General features: G+C 70.8%; 18 protein-coding genes. 6 read left to right on the top strand and 12 right to left on the bottom strand.

Translation table 11 applies throughout. The features are described 5' to 3' along the window. Positions 1-104: 104 nt before the first annotated feature. Both ACO0M4_RS23585 and ACO0M4_RS23580 read left to right on the top strand, forming a co-directional pair. A complete protein-coding gene (locus ACO0M4_RS23585; RefSeq protein WP_430372917.1) occupies positions 105-1439 on the top strand; it encodes a PTS transporter subunit EIIC in 1335 nt (444 codons plus the stop codon). 269 nt (positions 1440-1708) lie between these two features. Beyond that, complete coding sequence (locus tag ACO0M4_RS23580; RefSeq protein WP_430372916.1) at positions 1709-2974, top strand: PTS transporter subunit EIIC; 1266 nt, start codon at positions 1709-1711, stop codon at positions 2972-2974. A gap of 112 nt (positions 2975-3086) precedes the next feature. Here ACO0M4_RS23580 and ACO0M4_RS23575 read toward each other — a convergent pair whose 3' ends face one another. The 8 genes from ACO0M4_RS23575 to clpS all read right to left on the bottom strand — a co-directional run bounded on the left by ACO0M4_RS23575 (position 3087) and on the right by clpS (position 9216). Beyond that, positions 3087-3839: an MBL fold metallo-hydrolase gene (locus ACO0M4_RS23575; protein ID WP_430372915.1), complete on the bottom strand. Its 753-nt coding sequence runs from the start codon at positions 3837-3839 to the stop codon at positions 3087-3089. Between the two features lie 321 nt (positions 3840-4160). After that, a complete protein-coding gene (locus ACO0M4_RS23570) occupies positions 4161-5111 on the bottom strand; it encodes a PLP-dependent cysteine synthase family protein (protein WP_430372914.1) in 951 nt (316 codons plus the stop codon). A gap of 5 nt (positions 5112-5116) precedes the next feature. After that, on the bottom strand, positions 5117-5398 hold the full coding sequence (locus tag ACO0M4_RS23565) for a MoaD/ThiS family protein (RefSeq protein ID WP_430372913.1): 282 nt from the start codon (positions 5396-5398) through the stop codon (positions 5117-5119). A 149-nt stretch (positions 5399-5547) separates the two neighbouring features. Then, entirely contained in the window at positions 5548-5730 is a 183-nt protein-coding gene (locus ACO0M4_RS23560; RefSeq protein WP_390025953.1) for a putative leader peptide, read from the bottom strand. Positions 5731-5911: 181 nt separating this feature from the next. Beyond that, the gene (locus ACO0M4_RS23555; RefSeq protein WP_430372912.1) at positions 5912-6337 is read right to left on the bottom strand and encodes a Mov34/MPN/PAD-1 family protein; all 426 of its coding nucleotides are present in this window, start codon (positions 6335-6337) and stop codon (positions 5912-5914) included. A gap of 102 nt (positions 6338-6439) precedes the next feature. Beyond that, positions 6440-7888 (bottom strand): amino acid permease, encoded by a 1449-nt coding sequence (locus ACO0M4_RS23550; protein WP_430372911.1) that lies wholly within the window; start codon positions 7886-7888, stop codon positions 6440-6442. Positions 7889-8263: 375 nt separating this feature from the next. Continuing rightward, positions 8264-8857: a DUF2017 domain-containing protein gene (locus tag ACO0M4_RS23545; protein ID WP_430372910.1), complete on the bottom strand. Its 594-nt coding sequence runs from the start codon at positions 8855-8857 to the stop codon at positions 8264-8266. Beyond that, positions 8854-9216, bottom strand: a complete 363-nt coding sequence (gene clpS, locus ACO0M4_RS23540; RefSeq protein WP_430372909.1) for an ATP-dependent Clp protease adapter ClpS — start codon at positions 9214-9216, stop codon at positions 8854-8856. Before clpS ends, ACO0M4_RS23545 begins: the two co-directional genes overlap by 4 nt. 130 nt (positions 9217-9346) lie before the next feature. On the opposite strand from clpS, the gene ACO0M4_RS23535 reads away from it, so the two are divergent. Together ACO0M4_RS23535 and ACO0M4_RS23530 are read left to right on the top strand one after the other, a co-directional pair. Beyond that, positions 9347-10675 (top strand): nicotinate phosphoribosyltransferase, encoded by a 1329-nt coding sequence (locus ACO0M4_RS23535; RefSeq protein ID WP_430372908.1) that lies wholly within the window; start codon positions 9347-9349, stop codon positions 10673-10675. Positions 10676-10802: 127 nt separating this feature from the next. Then, entirely contained in the window at positions 10803-11399 is a 597-nt protein-coding gene (locus tag ACO0M4_RS23530) for a nicotinamidase (RefSeq protein WP_430372907.1), read from the top strand. 34 nt (positions 11400-11433) lie between these two features. Here ACO0M4_RS23530 and ACO0M4_RS23525 read toward each other — a convergent pair whose 3' ends face one another. Together ACO0M4_RS23525 and ACO0M4_RS23520 are read right to left on the bottom strand one after the other, a co-directional pair. After that, positions 11434-11799: a hypothetical protein gene (locus ACO0M4_RS23525; protein WP_430373915.1), complete on the bottom strand. Its 366-nt coding sequence runs from the start codon at positions 11797-11799 to the stop codon at positions 11434-11436. A 123-nt stretch (positions 11800-11922) separates the two neighbouring features. Next, a complete protein-coding gene (locus ACO0M4_RS23520) occupies positions 11923-14313 on the bottom strand; it encodes an immune inhibitor A domain-containing protein (protein ID WP_430372906.1) in 2391 nt (796 codons plus the stop codon). A gap of 421 nt (positions 14314-14734) precedes the next feature. Between ACO0M4_RS23520 and ACO0M4_RS23515 the strand changes: the two genes are divergently transcribed. After that, on the top strand, positions 14735-15049 hold the full coding sequence (locus ACO0M4_RS23515) for a hypothetical protein (protein WP_430372905.1): 315 nt from the start codon (positions 14735-14737) through the stop codon (positions 15047-15049). A gap of 44 nt (positions 15050-15093) precedes the next feature. Here the strand turns inward: ACO0M4_RS23515 and ACO0M4_RS23510 are convergent, their stop codons facing one another. Both ACO0M4_RS23510 and ACO0M4_RS23505 read right to left on the bottom strand, forming a co-directional pair. Then, positions 15094-15861, bottom strand: a complete 768-nt coding sequence (locus tag ACO0M4_RS23510; RefSeq protein WP_430372904.1) for an RDD family protein — start codon at positions 15859-15861, stop codon at positions 15094-15096. Positions 15862-15966: 105 nt separating this feature from the next. Next, positions 15967-17496, bottom strand: a complete 1530-nt coding sequence (locus tag ACO0M4_RS23505; RefSeq protein ID WP_430372903.1) for an RDD family protein — start codon at positions 17494-17496, stop codon at positions 15967-15969. A gap of 241 nt (positions 17497-17737) precedes the next feature. On the opposite strand from ACO0M4_RS23505, the gene ACO0M4_RS23500 reads away from it, so the two are divergent. Then, positions 17738-18214 (top strand): SsgA family sporulation/cell division regulator, encoded by a 477-nt coding sequence (locus tag ACO0M4_RS23500; protein WP_430372902.1) that lies wholly within the window; start codon positions 17738-17740, stop codon positions 18212-18214. The last annotated feature ends 22 nt before the right edge of the window (positions 18215-18236 follow it).

The following is an 18236-nucleotide window of genomic DNA, read 5'->3' as shown; positions in this document are numbered from 1 at the left end:
AGGCGTCCGGGACGCACCCCGATAAATGGTCTACACCACCAGTATGCGGCAAGCGGTGGGCCGGGCGCCGCCGGGCCGGCGCCGGGAGCAGGCGGAGGGCGCGGATGAGTTCGGACGCGGCAGGCACGGCGCCGGGGAAGGGGCCGGCGAGCCCGACCAAGAGCCGGACGGCGGGCCTCTTCCAGGGCCTGCAGAAGATGGGCCGCAGCCTTCAGTTGCCGATCGCGGTGCTGCCGGCGGCGGGCATCCTCAACCGGCTGGGGCAGCCGGACGTCTTCGGTAACAAGGGGCTCGGCTGGGACAGCGTCGCCAAGGTGTTCCTGGGGGCGGGCGGGGGGCTGCTGGATTCCGGGCTGGGGCTGCCGCTGCTGTTCAGCATCGGTGTGGCGATCGGGATGGCGAAGAAGTCGGACGGCTCGACGGCGTTGGCGGCGGTGGCCGGTTTCCTCGTCTACTACGCGGTGCTGCACCAGTTCCCGGTGCACTGCCCGCCGGGACAGGCGTACACGCAGGCCGGGCTGTGGAGCGGGGTGTGCGTCGATGCGAAGGGGAAGGCGACGCAGGCGACGTTCCAGAATCCGGGGGTCTTCGGCGGCATCGTGATGGGCTTCCTGTCCGCGTGGTTCTGGCAGCGGTTGCACCGGGTGAAGCTGGTGGACTGGCTGGGCTTCTTCAACGGGCGGCGGTTGGTGCCGATCGTGATGGCCTTCGTCGGGTTGGCGTTCGCGGTGGTCTGCCTGTGGGTGTGGCCGCCGATCGGTGACGCGCTGACGAGTTTCAGCCAGTGGCTGACGGCGCTGGGCTCGTGGGGTTCGGGGATCTTCGGGGTGGCGAACCGGGCGCTGCTGGTGGTGGGGCTGCACCAGTTCCTGAACACGTTCCTGTGGTTCCAGTTCGGGAACTTCACCAAACCGGACGGGACGGTGGTGCACGGCGACATCAACCGGTTCCTGGCGGGCGATCCGACGGCGGGCCAGTTCACCACCGGATTCTTCCCGATCATGATGTTCGCGCTGCCGGCCGCGGCGCTGGCGATCGCGCACTGCGCCCGGCCGCACCGCCGCAAGGAGGTGGCCGGAATGATGCTGTCGGTCGGGCTGACCTCGTTCGTGACCGGGGTGACCGAGCCGGTGGAGTACTCGTTCCTGTTCATCGCGCCGGTGCTGTACGGGATCCACGCGGTGCTGACGGGTGTGTCGATGGCGGTGTGCTGGGCGCTGGGGGTGCACGACAGCTTCAGTTTCTCGGCGGGGCTGATCGACTACGTCATCAATTGGGGGTTGGCGACCAAACCGTGGCTGATCATTCCGATCGGGCTGGGTTTCGCGGTGGTCTACTACGTGCTCTTCCGTCTGGCGATCACCGTGTTCGACCTACCGACCCCCGGCCGGGAGCCGGACGAGGTGGGGGACGCGATGGAGCGGGAGAACGTCGCGTAGGCCCCGCACCCGGGTCCGGCCGCGGCCGGGGGTGGACGCCCCGGTTCCGGACGTGCCCCGCCGCTCCGCTTCCGCAGCGTTTGCGGCGGTTTGGCACGCCATGAAAGGGATCGTGCGTTCCGTGGGTTCCTCGCACCGCCTCCCCCGTGCTACAACAGGTCTACACCACTCACGGGTGTAGACCATGCGGCCATTCTGGCCGAGTCCCCCGAGACGCCACCGCCCCCCACCCCTTGACCCGGGCGGCGTCTTGCCCACTGGAGGAAGTTGTGTCCACGGCCAGTGCCGCTCCCGCGGCCGACAAGAAGAAGGGTTCCGGCGCGATGGCTGTCATGCAGCGCATCGGCCGCAGCCTCATGCTGCCGGTCGCCGTGCTGCCCGCAGCCGCCCTGCTTGTCCGCCTAGGCAACAGTGACATGCTCGGCCGGGAGTCGTTCCCGACGGTCATCACCAAGATCGCCAGCTATATGGCCGCCGGCGGCGGCGCGATCCTCGACAACATGCCGCTGCTGTTCGCCGTCGGCATCGCGATCGGCTACGCGAAGAAGTCGGACGGCTCGACCGCGCTGGCCGCGGTGACCGGTTACCTGGTCTTCCAGAAGGTGCTCGCCACCTTCACCGACAAGAACCTGCCGAAGGTCGCCGCGGTCGTCGACGGCAAGATCGTCATGAACGACGCACCGGTCAACGCCGGCGTCCTCGGCGGTGTCGTGATGGGACTCGTCGTGGCGCTGCTCTACCAGCGCTTCTACCGCAAGAAGCTGCCCGACTGGCTGGGCTTCTTCGGCGGCCGCCGGCTCGTGCCGATCCTGTCGGCCTTCGCCGGCCTGGCCATCGGCATCGTCTTCGGCCTCATCTGGCCGGTGCTCGGCACCGGGCTGCACAACTTCGGTCAGTGGCTGGTCGGTTCGGGCGCCGTGGGCGCGGGCATCTTCGGTGTCGCCAACCGCGCGCTGATCCCGGTCGGCATGCACCACCTGCTGAACTCCTTCCCGTGGCTCCAGGCGGGCGACTACCACGGCAAGCACGGCGACATCGCGCGCTTCCTCGCCGGCGACCCCTCCGCCGGACAGTTCATGACCGGGTTCTTCCCGATCATGATGTTCGCCCTGCCGGCCGCCTGCCTCGCGATCGTCCACTGCGCGCGCCCCGAGCGCCGCAAGGTCGTCGGCGGCATGATGCTCTCGCTCGCGCTCACCGCGTTCGTCACCGGTGTGACCGAGCCGATCGAGTTCACCTTCATGTTCATCGCGCCGGTCCTGTACGCGATCCACGCCGTGCTCACCGGCGTCTCGATGGCGCTGACCTGGGCGCTGGGGATGAAGGACGGCTTCGGCTTCTCGGCCGGCGCGATCGACTACCTCCTCAACCTGGGCATCGCGTCCAACCCGTGGGGCCTCGCCCTGGTGGGCCTGTGCTTCGCGGTGCTCTACTACGTGGTCTTCCGCTTCGCCATCACCAAGTTCAACCTCCCCACGCCGGGCCGCGAGTCCGACGAGGAACTGGCGGAGCTGCAGAAGGCCGAGGCCAAGTAGGCCGCACCGGCAGTAGCCCCTGAAAACCGGGTCCCCCGTCCGCAGACGACGGGGGACCCGGTTTTCTTCTCCCCCCGGCGCCAACTCTGCGCGCACGGAAGGCCGGAGCGGCTCAGACCTCGTAGACCGCGCCGGCCTTGGCGACCTCGACCGGTCCGTCGTAGACCTTCTGGGCGTCGCGGACGCTGATGTCCGGGTCGGTCCACGGCGGGATGTGGGTCAGCACCAGCCGCTTCGCACCGGCCTGCCGGGCGTGCTCGCCGGCCTCCCGGCCGTTGAGGTGGAGGTCGGGGATGTCCTCCTTGCCGTGGGTGAAGGACGCCTCGCACAGGAAGAGGTCGGTGCCCTCGGCGAGGCCGTCCAGCGCCTCGCAGGGACCGGTGTCGCCGGAGTACGTCAGGGTGCGGCCGCCGTGCTCGATGCGGAAGCCGTACGCCTCGACGGGGTGGCTGACCCGTTCCGCGCGGACGGTGAACGGGCCGATGGTCACGGTGCCGGGGGTCAGCGTGCGGAAGTCGAAGACCTCGCTCATCGCCGCCTCGTGCGGCAGGTCGGCGTGGGCGACGGTGAGTCGGCGTTCGGTGCCGGCCGGCCCGTGGAGCGGCAGCGGCGCGCAGCGGCTGCCGTCCGGGCGGTAGTAGCGGACGACGAAGTAACCGCACAGGTCGATGCAGTGATCGGCGTGCAGGTGCGACAGGAGGATGGCGTCCAGGTCGTAGAGACCGCAGTGGCGCTGCAACTCGCCGAGGGCGCCATTGCCCATGTCGAGGAGCAGCCTGAAGCCGTCGGCCTCCAGGAGGTAGCTCGAACAGGCCGATTCCATGGAGGGGAACGACCCCGAGCATCCGACGACGGTGAGCTTCATGCGGGCGTGAACCTCCATGGGCTGGGGGAGGGCGGCGGCCGGCGGTCCCCTGCGGTGTGTCCCGGCGGTGCCGTGCCGGGCTGCTGCCGGGTCCGTGGCGGTCGGTGCGGTGCCCACGAGCGTAAGGCGCGAAGGGGCGTGTGGCGCCTTAGGTGGGGCGAGCTGTGGGCGGAATCACCAGTCCGGGTGGGGGTTCGGCGGCGGGCCGCGGGCCGGGCTTCCGGTGGGCGGAAAGTCGGCCGGGCCGCGCCCGCCGCGGGCCGACGCACCAGGGGGTGGCTCCGGCGGACGCCGGCAGCCACCCCCTGGTGATCCCGGGGCCTACGCCCAGAGCTGCCCGTGCAGCGTCGCGATCGCCGCCTCGGTCGACTCGGCGGTGTAGACGCCGGTGGAGAGGTACTTCCAACCGCCGTCGGCGACGACGAAGACGATGTCCGCGGACGCACCGGCCCGGACCGCCTTACGGGCCACGCCGAGGGCGGCGTGCAGCGCCGCGCCGGTGGAGATGCCGGCGAAGATGCCTTCCGTCGCGAGGAGTTCACGGGTGCGGCGGACCGCGTCCTCGGAACCGACGGAGAAACGGGTGGTCAGGACGGTCTCGTCGTAGAGCTCGGGGATGAAGCCCTCGTCGAGGTTGCGCAGGCCGTAGACGATGTCGTCGTAGCGGGGTTCGGCGGCGACGATCTGGACGCCGGGGACGTGCTCGCGCAGGTAGCGGCCGACGCCCATCAGGGTGCCGGTGGTGCCCAGACCGGCCACGAAGTGGGTGACCGAGGGCAGGTCGGCGAGGATCTCGGGGCCGGTGGTGGCGTAGTGGGCGCCGGCGTTGTCGGGGTTGCCGTACTGGTAGAGCATCACCCAGTCGGGGTGCTCGGCGGCGAGCTCCTTGGCGACCCTCACGGCGGTGTTGGAGCCGCCCGCCGCGGGCGAGGGGATGATCTCGGCGCCCCACATGGCGAGCAGTTCACGCCGCTCGGCGGAGGTGTTCTCCGGCATCACGCAGACGATGCGGTAGCCCTTGAGCTTGGCCGCCATGGCGAGCGAGATGCCGGTGTTGCCGCTGGTGGGCTCCAGGATCGTGCAGCCGGGGGTGAGCCGGCCGGCCTTCTCGGCCTGCTCGATCATGTGGAGCGCGGGCCGGTCCTTGACGGAACCCGTGGGGTTGCGGTCCTCCAGCTTCGCCCAGATGCGGACGTCCTCGGAGGGCGAGAGGTGCGGGAGGCGGACGAGAGGGGTGTTCCCGACCGCCGCCAGCGGGGAGTCGTACCGCACGTCTGTCAGACCCTTCCACCGGCCACGGCCGGCAGGATCGTCACGCTGTCGCCGTCGCCGAGCTCGGTGGTGATGCCGGCGAGGAAGCGCACGTCCTCGTCGTTGAGGTAGACGTTCACGAAGCGGCGCAGCTCCCCACCGTCGTCGACCAGGCGCTCGCGGATCCCGGCGTGCCGGCCGTCCAGGTCCTTGAAGAGTTCGTCGAGAGTCGCGCCGCTGCCCGCGACGGCCTTCTGGCCGTCGGTGTAGCTGCGCAGGATGGTCGGGATGCGGACCTCGATGGCCATGGGAGTGCTCCTGTCGGAGTTCGGGATGCGGGGGCGGTGTGCGGGCGGTGCGTGAGCGGTGTACCGCGGCGGTGCGGGAGGTGCGGGGCGCCGGACGGCGCGGGGCCCGTGCGGGGCGGGTGCGGCATGACGCCGCGGGCCGGCGGCGGTCAGCTCGCGGCGCAGCGCGGACAGATGGCGCTGGACAGGCGGCACAGGTCGATGTGCAGCCGGGCGGCTCCGCAGCCGAAGGCGCCCAGGAGTGCGGAGGCGGAGCGGCGCGTGGCGAGCGGGGCGTGCGGCTGCACGCCCGGCCGCTGCTCGCTCACTCCCCACACGACATGCTCAACCATGCGGTCATCGTATCGATTCCCGGTCCGGGTTCTGGAACCTCGTCCCATGATGCGGACGTTCGCTGTACGACAGGTGGGACGCGGGGTGGGCCCGGTCTTCCGTACGCACCATGACCGAGGGTGAACCCCCAGGTCACGGCCGCCGACCGGCTCCGGCATGAGGTCGGCCACTCGGCACTTCTCAGGCGTAGCTCTCGACGATCCGGACCTCTTCCTCGGTGACCTCGCCGTCCACGATGCGGAACGAGCGGAACTGGAAGGGGCCGGCGTCGTCGGTGTCGGCGGTGGAGACCAGGACGTAGTGCGCGCCGGGCTCGTTGGCGTAGGTGAGGTCGGTGCGCGAGGGGTACGCCTCGGTGGCGGTGTGCGAGTGGTAGACGATGACCGGTTCCTCGTCCCGGTCGTCCATCTCGCGGTAGAGCTTGAGGAGATCGGCGGAGTCGAACTCGTAGAACGTGGGCGAGCGGGCGGCGTTGAGCATCGGGATGAACCGCTCGGGGCGGCCGCTGCCGGCCGGGCCCGCGACCACGCCGCAGGCCTCGTCGGGATGGTCCTGGCGGGCGTGCGCGACGATCTGGTCGTGGAGGGCCTTGGTGAGGGTCAGCATGCGGCCAAGAATAGACAGCGGGCCCGTGCGTACCGAAGAGTGGTACGCACGGGCCCGAATGCTGGACAGCCGGAGGATTTCCCGCCGGTTTCCCGCGGGATGTCAGCCCTTCTCGGCCGGCTCCGCGGGCGTCCGGGACAGCTGTGCGGCGTCCCGGCGCTTGATCGCCACGTAGCCCACGCCCAGGATGACCGCCCACAGGGGAGCCGCGTAGAGCGAGATCCGGGCGTCCGGGTCGATGCCCATCATCACGATCACCATGCCGATGAAGGCCAGCGCGAAGAGCGAGGTGTACGGGGCGCCGGGGGCCTTGAACTCGGACTGCGGCAGCTCACCGCGGTTCGCCTTGGCCCGGTAGCGCAGCTGCGAGAGCAGGATGACGATCCACGCCCACATACCGGAGATCGTGGCGAAGGAGACGACGTAGTTGAACGCGTCGCTGGGCCACTGGTAGTTGATGTAGACGCCGAACAGCATCATGGCGGCCGAGACGGCGGTGCCCCAGGTGGGCAGGCCGGTCTTGCTGAGCCTGGTGAAGAGCTTCGGGCCCTGGCCGTTGAGCGCCAGGTCGCGCAGCATCCGGCCGGTGGAGTACATGCCGGAGTTGGCCGAGGACAGCGCCGCGGTCAGCACGACGAAGTTGACGATGCCCGCACCGGCCGGCAGGCCGATCTTGGCGAAGGCCGCGACGAAGGGGCTGACGCCCGGCTTGAAGTACGTCCAGCTGACGACGGACAGGATGATGATGAGCGAGCCGATGTAGAAGAGGCCGATCCGCCACGGCACGGTGTTGATGGCCTTGGGGAGCACCTTCTTCGGGTCGTTCGCCTCGCCCGCGGTGACGCCGACGAGTTCGACGGCGAGGAAGGCGAACATCACGATCTGGAGCGTCATCAGCGTGCCGCCGATGCCCTTGGGGAAGAAGCCGCCGTGGCTCCACAGAAGGCTGAACGACGCGGTGTCGCCGGCCTTGGAGAAGCCGAGCGTGATAACGCCGATGCCGATCAGGATCATGCCGATGATCGCGGTGACCTTGACCATCGAGAACCAGAATTCCAGTTCACCGAAGAGCTTCACCGAGATCAGGTTGATACCGAAGAGCGCGATGGTGAAGACCAACGCCGAGACCCATTGGGGTATGCCTTTGTTCCAATATTGGACATAGGTGGCCGCGGCGGTCACTTCGGTGATGCTGGTGACGACCCAGAAGAGCCAATAGGTCCAGCCCGTGACGAACCCGATGAACGGGCCGAGGAATTCCCGGCCGTACTCGGAGAACGAGCCGGAGACGGGCCGGTACATGAGCAGTTCGCCCAGGGCCCGCATGATGAAAAAGATGACCAGACCGACGATGGCGTACGCCAGGATGATGCTCGGTCCGGCCTTGGAAATGGCCTTGCCTGCTCCGAGGAACAGACCGGTACCGATGGCGCCACCAATGGCGATCATCTGGATCTGGCGATTGCCCAGACCCCGCTGGTAGCCCTCTTCGGGGGCTTGGCCAGCGGCCTCGTTGCCGTCGCGATTCTTGTCGACCTGCACAGAGGTCATGAGTGGTGCGCCTTTCTCCATACCGACCCGGTTCTTTCCGGATCGGGTCCCGATCCCCCCGGATGGAGTTCCTGCACGCCGACGGTCGGCCGGCTCAGCGCTCCCGCAGCGACAGGGGTGGCGTCGCTGACGGCAGGTCGAGAACTTTTATCACGGCCCGCCGGAGATCGACCAGACTCGGCGTGAGCCATCCCACAGCGGAATCAGGACAAAAGGCGAAATCTACAGCACAGCACACAGGGTCGGTAACGCGATCGTTATCCGGATTTGAGCCTCCGCTGAGCGAACGCGGGGTAGACGATCAGCCCCTTGCGCCCCGGTTTGCGCCGGCGCCGCCCGGCCGGACCGCCATCGGCCCGTCGGCCCGTGGGCCCGTCAGCCCGTCAGCGCCTCGACGAGCGTCTCCTGGAGGCCGCCCAGCCAGAAGTAGGCCAGCACCATCGGCTTGCGCGGATCGCTGTCCGGCAGCCGCAGCAGTTCCCCGCCGTCGTCCTCGTCGGTGACCTCCAGCCGGGTGCCGATGGCCAGCCGCAGGTCGTTGAGCGCACCGAGCCACTGCCGGCACTCGTCCGGCTTGAGCCGCAGCACCGCGCCCCCGCTCTCGGCCGACAGCGCGTCCAGCGCCCGGACCAGCGCCAGGGCATCCTCGCGCTTGCGGGCCCGCAGGTCGTTCTCGGTGAAGCGGCGGAACTCCGCGGAGGCGGCGCAGATGTCGTCGTCCGGTACGAGGTCGGGGCCGCCGTAGGCGTCGGGGAAGAGACGGGCCAGCACCGGGTCGGACGGCGGCTCACTGGGGCCCTCGGCGAAGAGCGCCGCCAGCATGTCGTCCTCGCTGGAGCCGGCCGGCTCCGTACCCGGGCCGACCAGTTCCAGCAACTGGACGGCGAGGCTGCGCAGGATGGAGATCTCGACCTCGTCGAGCGGGGCGGCCGCGCCGCCGCCGGGCAACGGTTCGAACTGGCCGGTCATCCGCGGTCCTGCTGGAGGGTCGCCCACAGGCCGTAGCCGTGCATGGCCTGCACGTCGCGTTCCATTTCCTCGCGGCTGCCGCTGGAGACGACCGCGCGGCCTTTGTGATGGACGTCGAGCATCAGCTGGTGTGCCTTGTCCTTGGAGTAGCCGAAGTACGTCTGGAAGACGTAGGAGACATAGCTCATGAGATTCACGGGGTCGTTGTGAACGATCGTGACCCATGGGGTATCGGGCGACGGCACCGCGAAGGGTGCCTCACTCGCCTCCGGGCGCTCGGTCTCGACCGGAACGCTGAGGCTGCCGCAGTGCGGCCGGAGGGTGCTCGTGGGTGACGGGTGGGCGCTCACAGGGCCCATGCTGCCACCCAGGGGCGGGGGACGCACAAACGGCCCCGGCGCGGGCCGTGCTGGCGCGGCGCCCGGCCGACGGGCACCTCCCGGGCCTACTATCGTCAAAGTGACGAGTATTGGGGGTAGCATCTCCCCCATGAACACAGCAGACCTGGGGCTGCCGGTGGCCGTGCCGTCGACGGCACTCTTCACCGACCAGTACGAACTCACCATGCTGCAGGCCGCGTTGCGGTCCGGGACCGCGGACCGTCGGTCGGTCTTCGAGGTCTTCACCCGGCGACTCCCCGAGGGCCGCCGCTACGGCGTGGTGGCGGGCACCGGGCGGGTGCTGGACGCGGTGGAGAACTTCCGCTTCGACGACACGATCCTGGGCTTCCTGCAAGAGCGCGGCATCCTCGACGAGCCGACGCTGGACTGGCTGGCCGACTACCGCTTCCGCGGCGACATCTGGGGCTACCCAGAGGGCGAGGTCTACTTCCCCGGCTCGCCGATCATGCGCGTCGAGGGCACCTTCGCCGAGGCGGTGGTGCTGGAGACGGCGATCCTGTCGATCCTCAACCACGATTCGGCGGTGGCCGCGGCGGCGTCCCGGATGGCGGTGGCGGCCGGCGACCGGCCGCTGATGGAGATGGGTGCCCGACGCACCCACGAGCTCTCGGCGGTGGCCGCGGCCCGCGCCGCGTACGTCGGCGGCTTCCACGTCACCTCCGACCTGGCGGCCGGCTTCCGCTACAACATCCCCACCGTCGGCACCAGCGCGCACGCCTTCACCCTGCTGCACGACAGCGAGCGGGACGCCTTCACCGCACAGGTCGACACGCTGGGCAGCGGGACCACGCTGCTGGTGGACACCTTCGACGTCACCACGGCGGTGCGCACCGCCGTGGAGGTGGCCGGCCCCGGCCTGGGCGCGGTCCGGATCGACTCCGGTGACCTGCTGCTGATCGCGCACCGGGTGCGCCAGCAGCTGGACGAGCTGGGCGCGACCAAGACCAAGATCGTGGTCACCAGCGACCTGGACGAGTACGCCATCGCGTCGCTCGCCGCCGCGCCGGTGGACGCGTACGGCGTCGGCACCCAGCTGGTCACCGGCAGCGGGCATCCGACCTGCTCGATGGTCTACAAGCTGGTCGCGCGGGCGGACAGCAACGAGCCGGGCACGCCGCTGCGGCCGGTGGCGAAGAAGTCGATGGGCGCCAAGTCCTCGGTCGGCGGCCGCAAGTGGGCGGCGCGCCGGCTGGACGAGGACGGGGTGGCGGAGGCCGAGGTGGTCGGCACCGGCCCGGTGCCGGCCGAGCTGACCGACCAGCTGCTCCAGGTACCGCTGGTCAGCGGCGGCAAGGTAGTGGCTCGGGAGCCGCTGGACGCGGCCCGGAACCGGCATATCGCGGCCCGCGCCGGGCTGCCGCTGTCGGCGACGCAGCTGTCCCGCGGGGAGCCGGTGCTGCCCACCGAATTCGTCTGAGCCCCGGCGGGCGGCGGGTCCGTTGCGGCGGGCCCGTGCCCGCCCCTCCCGCCGCCCGCCCCCAGTGGCTACCCTCGGTCACACCACGTCTCGCGCCCCTCGAACCTCCGGCCGGAAGGCACGCACCATGCACCGGGCACTGATCGTCGTCGACGTACAGAACGACTTCTGCGAGGGCGGCAGCCTCGCGGTGACGGGCGGCGCGGACGTCGCGGCGGCCATCACCGATCTGGTGGGCGCCGCGGCCGGCAGCGGCTACCGCCACGTGGTGGCCACCCGTGACCACCACATCGACCCCGGCGACCACTTCTCCGACCAGCCCGACTACCGCACGTCCTGGCCCGTGCACTGCGTGGCCGGCACCGAGGGCGGCGGCTTCCACCCGAACTTCGCGCCGGCCCTCGCCTCCGGCGCGGTCGACGCGGTGTTCTCCAAGGGCGCCCACGCGGCCGCGTACAGCGGTTTCGAGGGTGCGGACGAGCACGGCACACCGCTCGCCCAGTGGCTGCGGGAGCGGGGCGTCACCGAGGTCGACGTGGTCGGGATCGCCACCGACCACTGCGTCCGCGCCACCGCCCTGGACGCGCTGGCCGAGGGCCTGCGCACCCGGGTCCTGCTGGACCTGACGGCGGGCGTCGCCCCGCAGACCACCGAGGCGGCGCTGGAGGAGCTTCGCGCGGCGGGCGCGGAGCTGACCGGCAAACCGGTGGTGGCCGGCGGCTGAGGGGCCCGTTCCGCGGCTCGGCGGCCGCTCGTCCTCACACGCCGGACGGGCTGGCGGGTGCCGGCGAGCCGACCTTCTGCCGCAGGAGGGCCCGTATCGGGTGCCAGGACTCGGTGTCGTCGTCGGGGGCCTCGCGCCAGACCAGGCCGTCGGGGTGGTGGAGCACCGCGGTGATCTCGTCGGGGGTCGGCGGCTCGGTGTTGCCGCGCAGGTAGACGGCGCGCAGTCCGAGGTTGCGCAGCCTGGTCAGGGCGCGCTGGCGGTTCACGGCGTGCACCAGGACCCGGATGCGGCAGCCGCCGTCGTACGGCCCGCAGAGTGGGCCGTGGCCCGGTCTGGGCAGCGAGAGGGCGACCACCACGCTTCCGCCGGGAAGCCTGATGAAGCCGCCTCTGGTCATCGTCATATCTCCCCCGTGAGACTCGGCGTCAACAAGGAACTGTAGGACGCATCTAAACCCTTATCGGCCGCCGCCCGCTAGGGGGTGGCGACCGATAACGCTGTGACCTGCGATTTTTACTTTTTACTTACTCGCAGGGCCCACCGTGAGGTTCACCGTGGAGCCGTCCTTGGCCTCCTTGGTGATCGCGATCTTGGTGTTGGTGTCAGGAACGATCACACCGCCGGTCGGGTTCGCCTTGTCGTAGTAGACGCCGTTGCGGTCGTCGAAGACCCGCACGCCGGGCTTCGACGCGATCTTCACCGCGGCACCGTCCTTGTGGAGGGTGAGGGCGTCCGTCCGGGCGCCGGTGAAGGTCGAGTCGTAGGACTGGAAGCGGTTGCGCATCAGGGTGCCGTCGGCCCAGCGCTCGGCCCCCGGGTGCGCGTCGACCGGGAGGATCCGCCCGACGCCGGGGTGCACGCCCACGTTGTTGTCCCGCTGCGAGGTGTCCCAGAGCCAGATCAGCACGCCGTTCTGGAACGGGAAGTGCTCGACCCAGCCCGGCCGGGCGGTCTTCCAACCGAAGTTGTACGGGCCGGACTTGAGGGTCTTGTCGTAGGAGACGTACTGGCGGTTCTCGGCAAGGTAGTACTGCGGGTAGTCCTTGGTGAAGGACGCGCCGATCCGCGTGAAGCCCTTGCTGGTCCAGCCGTTGTCGCCGTGTTCGGCGTCGTCGGTGAAGAGCGGGGTGCCGTCGGCGGTGAGGGTGAGGGCGTCCGCGGTGAAGCCCTTCTGGGCGACGCCGCCGTCGGTCTGGTAGCGGAAGCGGAGGCCGATCTTCTTGCCGGCGTAGGCGTCCAGCGGGAAGGCCAGGTCCTGGTGGGTGGTGACGGTGCCGCTCAGCGCGGGCTTGCCGGAGGCGTCGCGCGGGAGGGCCGCGCCGTTCGCGGTGCCGTCCAGGGGCGTCCAGTTGGCGCCGTCGTCCGTGGAGACCTCGGCGTAGACGTAGTCGAAGTCCTTCTCGGTGTCCCACCATCCCTTGAGGGTGAGCGCCGCGTGGGACTTGCCGGTGAGGTCCACGGTCCGGGTCAGGGTGTTGGACAGGTCGTCGCCCATCCCGCTCCACCACTGCGTGGCGCCCTCGGCGGGCTTGACGATCTCGGTGGTGACCTTCTTCGCGGGCAGGTCGACGACCAGTGCCTGCTTGTTCTTGGTGTTGTACTCGGCGACGCCCAGGGTGTGCCGGGACGGCGTCGCGGCCTTGGCCTTGGCGTAGTTGAGCCAGCCCAGTTGGAGCTTGTCCCAGGCGCTCATGTCGCCGGGCAGGTCACCGATGGCGTCCTTGCCGCGGCCGAGCCAGGAGCCGGCCGACATCAACGACCAGAAGTCCACCGAGGATTCGCCCTTGCCGGTGGTGTCGTACTCGTCCGGCAGGCCCAGGTCGTGGCCGTACTCGTGGGCGAAGACGCCGAGTCCGCCGTTCTCGGGCTGCATGGTGTAGTCGCCGACCCAGAAGCCGGTGTCGCCGATCTGGGTGCCGCCGGCCTTGTTGCCCGCGGGACCCGTCTTGCCGGCGTCGGTGCCGTACGCGTACCAGCGGTGCGCCCAGATGGCGTCGGTCTTCTGGGCGCCGCCGCCGGCCGACTCGTCCTCACCGGCGTGCACGATCTGGAAGTGGTCGAGGTACCCGTCGGGCTCGTTGAAGTTGCCGTTGTGGTTGTAGTCGTTGCGGTCCCACTGGTCGTACTGGGCGAGGTCGGCCTTGATCTGGGCGTCGGTGCGGCCCTTGGCCTTCTGGTCGGTGACCCACTGGTTGACCGCGTCGCGGATCAGGTCCCAGGCGCTGGGGCAGTTGGTGGAGCCGCAGTAGTTGGAGCCGTAGCGGGCCTCGTTCCACGGGACCCGGACCCAGTCGGAGACCTGGCCGTCGACGGAGTAGCGGCCCGAGGACTGCCGCTCGTAGTACTTGGCCAGCGACTCCTTCTTCTTGTCGTGCGAGAAGTACAGGTCCTGGAAGTGCTGCCGGTTGAAGTCCGGTTGCCAGGCGGTGCTGTTGTCCTTGGTGCGGTCCGGCTTGGCTATCTGGTTGTGCGCCGGGCCGGGGGTGCCGCCGTACTTCTTGACCGGGGGCAGCGGCCCGTCGCCGTCCGGGTCGTACATCGTGGTGTCGTCGACCTTGTCCCCGAAGTCCACGAGGATGGTGAAGATCTTGTCGGTCTTCTCCCGGGCCAGTTCGACGTACTTGCCCTTGCCGAGCTTGACGACCTTGGAGCCGTTGCGTTCGGTCGCCTGGGCGTCGCCGGATATGACCTGTTGGACCGCCTCGGTGCGCTGCGCCTTCTGCCGGTCGCTGAAGGGGCCCTTGAGGTCGTGGGCGTCGGCCCGCTCGGGCGCCGGGTCCGTGCGGACGGCGGACGCGGCGGGCCGGGTGGTGTCGGCGGCGGCCACCCCGGGAGAGAGAACGGCCGCCCCGGTCGCGGCGAGCGCGGTGGCCAGGGCGGCCGTCCCGAACAGTCTTCGGTGCTTTCTCACTTGGTCAAGTCCTCCCCATCAACTGGCCAATGCTGGAGGGCATTCGACCGGATGTGGGGAAGAAAAGACAGATCTTGACGTGTGTGCGAACTCCCAAGTACGTTATCCGGCTTGCGTGTCACAGCTATCGGACAGCGGACGCACAGGTTCCGCATAGCCCGGCGGATCGGCGGAACGCGGTAGGGAGACTGGGGGTATATGCCTGACGGGCATGCGCCCCCGTCATCAGCAGGTCGGACGCCACCCGGGGCGACTTGTCGCACCGATCCGCGACCACCCCGTGCGCCCCCGTGCTCCGAGCCGGTGGGTTAGGTCACGCTTACCTACCGTTCCGCTCGGGCACAAGGGACCGTAGGCTCGTTCGGTGGCGCGCCGCCGGACGCCCGACACCCCCGCCGACCCTCCGAGGACGGATTCCGCCATGCCTCGTCCGACCGCCACCCAGCTCGTCTACGGTTCGGCCACCGTCTTTCTCTCCACCCTCGCGATGCTGCTGCTCTCGCAGACGCAGACCGGGATCGGGGTCGCGGTCATCGCGCTGGCCGGCCTCGGGCTCGGGCTGTTGGTCGCGATGACGGTGCCGATGCCGGGGATGTCGCGGGTGGTGCGCCGGGGCGGCGGGAGCGCCGCGGCCCCGGCCCGCCCCGTCCCACTGCGGGCCGTGCCGACCCCGGCCGAGCAGTTGCCGCGACGGCGGGCCGGCGCCCGGGTCGGCGAGCACACCGCCGATATCTGATACTTCGTCAATTCATTGACCGTCGCGCGCCGTTCCGCGACACCTCAGTCCGTGGCGACCACCACGGTCCTGGCGGCCTTGTCGTGCAGGCACTGCTGATACGGCTTGTCCCAGGTGCACCACAGGACGTTGACCAGCCAGAAGACGAAGCCGCAGCACGGGACGATCTCCGGCAGCGTGTAGACGGCGGCCCGGGTCCAACCGGCCTGCGGGGTCGGGATGGCACCGTCGGAGAGCATCGCGACCCGGATCCGCATCGCCATCTTGCCGAGCGTCTGACCGCGGCTGGTCAGCATCAGCCCCTCGTAGATCAGATACGCCAGCATCGTCACGCCGGACACCGTCGCCTGCTTGCTGGTCTCCACGCTGCTGGTGCTGAAGTAGTCCACCCAGCCAACGATCGCGTTCATGATCAGGGTGACCGGAAGACCGATGATGATCGCGTCGATGATCCGCGCCAGCAGGCGCTTACCGCGGTTGGCCAACGGCGGCATTCCGGCGAGGGGATCGGCCCCGTACTCCCCCGCACCGCCGTAGGGACCACCGTAGGGGCCGGCGCCGGGCGGCGGCGGGGGCTTCGGGGGCGGCGGGCCACCCGGAGGCGGGCCACCGGGGGGCGGGCCACCAGGGGGCGGTGCACCGCCAGGGGGCGGGGTGCCGGCGCCCTCGCCCGGGCCGGCGCCGTACGGGGAGCCGTTGCGCGGTGCGCCGTCGTGCGGAGCGCCGCCCGCCGGGGGCTCCTGCGGCTGCTTCAGGAACGGGTCGTGCTCCGGTGGTTCACCGGGGCCGGGCCGGGGCTGGTCGGTACTCATGGCCCGAGTCGACCCCTTGCGGACGGGCGCCGCATCCGCCGACGTCCGATCGGGGTACCCGGGCCGTCAGGGCGGGTGACGGCCCGGGCAACGACCGGGTGACGGTCAGTCGGACGTCGCGTCGGAGGCGACGAAGGTGCGGGCCACCTTGTCGTGCCAGCACTGCCGCCACGGCTGGTCGAACAGGCACCACAGGGCGTTGACCACGCCGACCACGACGACCCCGAGCACGCCGTAGACCAGCCAGCGCTTGATGGTCTGCGCCAGCGCCGGGGTGTCGTGGCTCTCGATGTCCAGCACCCGCACACCGCAGAGCTTCTTGCCCAGCGTGCGGCCCCACTTGAGGGTCGGCAGCACCTCGTAGAGGCCGCCGCCGATCAGGATGACGGCCAGGATGGCGAGGTAGACCGGGGTGGTGGTGCCGTCGACCAAGTACACCGTCACCTGACGGCCGGACTGCTTGGCCGCCTCGACCTTGGCGTCGAGGTGGTCGGTGACCGTGGACCACATGGGCAGCGCCACCGCGAGGGTGACCAGGGCCAGCACCAGGGTGTCGATCAGCCGGGCCGCGAGCCGGCGGCCGAGCGGCGCCGGATGGCCCTGCGCGGCCTGTGCGGCGGCGAAGAAGACATCGGTGGTCGGCGGCTTCCAGGGGATGACGCCGTCGTCGCCGGAGGCACCGCCCTGCGGCGGGAAACCGGGCGTGGGCGCCGCGGCAGCCGGGGGCTGCTGGGCGGCCGGCGGCTGCTGGGCGGCCGGCGGCTGCTGGGCGGCCGGCGGCTGGACCGGGCGGGCCGCCTGCTGGGCCGGTGCCCCGGTGGAGGGCAGGGCCTGGGGCGCGCCGCCGCCGGCCGGGCCGGCCTTGGGCCGGTCGCCCGCCGGGAGCCGGAAGGCCATCGTCTCGTTCTTGGCGGCGGGTCGGCCGCCCTCGCCGGCGTCCGGCCGGACGGCGCGGAAGGCGGTGGTGCCCTGGTCCGCGGCGGGCGGCTTCGCCGGCGCGTTACCGGGCGGGTTCCCGGGCCGCACCGCGCGGATCGCGGTGGTCCCCTGATCGCCGGACCCGCGGCGGGCCCCCGGGTTGACGGCACGGAACGCGACCGTCCCGTCGGCCGGGGCGTCCGGCGTGCGCGGGCCCGGGGTGCCGGGCGCGGCCCCGGAGGCGGCCTCGTCGGTCTCCGCGGCGCGCTGCGGCGGGAGTCCGCCCCAGGCTGCGCCGCCGGCCGGGGTGCCGGCGGGGGGCTGGCCGGAGGCGCCCCAGGAGATCCGGCCGTCCTCGCCGAAGCCGGCCTGCCGGGAGGCGTCGGCGTGCCAAGAGGCCGCCGCCTCCGGGCTGGTGCCGTGCAGTCGCGCCGGATCGTCCCAGCTCGCGCCGGGGACCTCGGCCTCGCCGCGGGGGCGAACGGCCGGGTCCGCCTCGTCCAGGAAGACCGGACCGGTCTCCTCGACGGTGGCGGGTGCGGGGGCCACGCCGGGCGGCGGCGCGGGCATCGGCTCGCCCTCGGCGGGGGCCGGACGACTGGTGCCCGGCACCCATGCGGCACCGTTCCAGTACCGGATGTAGCCGGGGATGGACGGGTCCGGGTAGAAGCCTGGCGTGGGGCTGCCGCCGGCGGATCCTGAGGTAGGGGCGCTCATGTCCGAAGTCCCGTATCTGTTCTCGGCCTGGTGGGTGTCGGGGTGCAGTCTGCCGCAACGCGGCGTCCACATCTATCAGACCCCGGGTCGTAACCGTGTTCCTCCCCTGCCCCAGCAGCCGTCGGCAACTCCTGGAAAAAAGTTGCCCGAAGTCGTGTAAGAGTCCGGCCGCCACCCGCTCTCTCCCTGTGCGGGCCCGCACACGGGCCCCCGCGCAGGTGTTGAAGAGAGGCGGAAACCCATGCACACCGTGGTGGAACGAGAGCTGGAACTGGGTCTGGTCCTATCGCCGGAGCGAAGCATTCCGGTACCGGCCCGGTTGACCTACCGGACCGACGACCCCTATGCCGTCCACGTCGCCTTCCACGTCGGGTCGGACTCCCCCGTCCACTGGACGTTCGCCCGCGAACTGCTCGTCGAGGGCGTGTTCCGGCCGTCCGGCGAGGGCGACGTACGGGTCTGGCCGACGAAACTGGACGGCCGCAGCCTGGTCTGCATGGCGCTGACCTCGCCGGACGGCGACGCGCTGCTGGAGGCGCCGGCCGCCGCGGTGTCGGCCTGGCTGGAGCGCACCCTGCGGATCGTGCCGCCGGGCTCCGAGAGCGTGCACCTGGGCATCGACAAAGGGCTGAGTGCGCTGCTCGCGCTGGCCTCCCGGGACGACGCCGGGCCGAACGGCCCCTGGCCGTCGGAGGAGTTCCCCGAGCCAGGGGCGTAGCGGTGGTCTCGGTCCGCCACTT

Source organism: Streptomyces sp. RGM 3693, from assembly GCF_050471125.1.
Lineage (GTDB): Bacteria > Actinomycetota > Actinomycetes > Streptomycetales > Streptomycetaceae > Streptomyces.
Note: the sequence above shows the minus strand (reverse complement) of the source record. Positions and strands in the feature narration are given on the sequence as shown.

Coding starts and splice junctions, on each gene's coding strand:
- ACO0M4_RS23515 (WP_430372905.1), top strand. CDS start 14,735: ATGCCTCGTCCGACCGCCACCCAGCTCGTCTACGGTTCGGCCACCGTC.
- ACO0M4_RS23525 (WP_430373915.1), bottom strand. CDS start 11,799: ATGACCAGAGGCGGCTTCATCAGGCTTCCCGGCGGAAGCGTGGTGGTC.
- ACO0M4_RS23555 (WP_430372912.1), bottom strand. CDS start 6,337: ATGCTGACCCTCACCAAGGCCCTCCACGACCAGATCGTCGCGCACGCC.
- ACO0M4_RS23575 (WP_430372915.1), bottom strand. CDS start 3,839: ATGAAGCTCACCGTCGTCGGATGCTCGGGGTCGTTCCCCTCCATGGAA.
- ACO0M4_RS23510 (WP_430372904.1), bottom strand. CDS start 15,861: ATGAGTACCGACCAGCCCCGGCCCGGCCCCGGTGAACCACCGGAGCAC.
- ACO0M4_RS23530 (WP_430372907.1), top strand. CDS start 10,803: ATGCACCGGGCACTGATCGTCGTCGACGTACAGAACGACTTCTGCGAG.
- ACO0M4_RS23565 (WP_430372913.1), bottom strand. CDS start 5,398: ATGGCCATCGAGGTCCGCATCCCGACCATCCTGCGCAGCTACACCGAC.
- ACO0M4_RS23550 (WP_430372911.1), bottom strand. CDS start 7,888: ATGACCTCTGTGCAGGTCGACAAGAATCGCGACGGCAACGAGGCCGCT.
- clpS (WP_430372909.1), bottom strand. CDS start 9,216: ATGGGCCCTGTGAGCGCCCACCCGTCACCCACGAGCACCCTCCGGCCG.
- ACO0M4_RS23500 (WP_430372902.1), top strand. CDS start 17,738: ATGCACACCGTGGTGGAACGAGAGCTGGAACTGGGTCTGGTCCTATCG.
- ACO0M4_RS23585 (WP_430372917.1), top strand. CDS start 105: ATGAGTTCGGACGCGGCAGGCACGGCGCCGGGGAAGGGGCCGGCGAGC.
- ACO0M4_RS23535 (WP_430372908.1), top strand. CDS start 9,347: ATGAACACAGCAGACCTGGGGCTGCCGGTGGCCGTGCCGTCGACGGCA.
- ACO0M4_RS23545 (WP_430372910.1), bottom strand. CDS start 8,857: ATGACCGGCCAGTTCGAACCGTTGCCCGGCGGCGGCGCGGCCGCCCCG.
- ACO0M4_RS23560 (WP_390025953.1), bottom strand. CDS start 5,730: ATGGTTGAGCATGTCGTGTGGGGAGTGAGCGAGCAGCGGCCGGGCGTG.
- ACO0M4_RS23505 (WP_430372903.1), bottom strand. CDS start 17,496: ATGAGCGCCCCTACCTCAGGATCCGCCGGCGGCAGCCCCACGCCAGGC.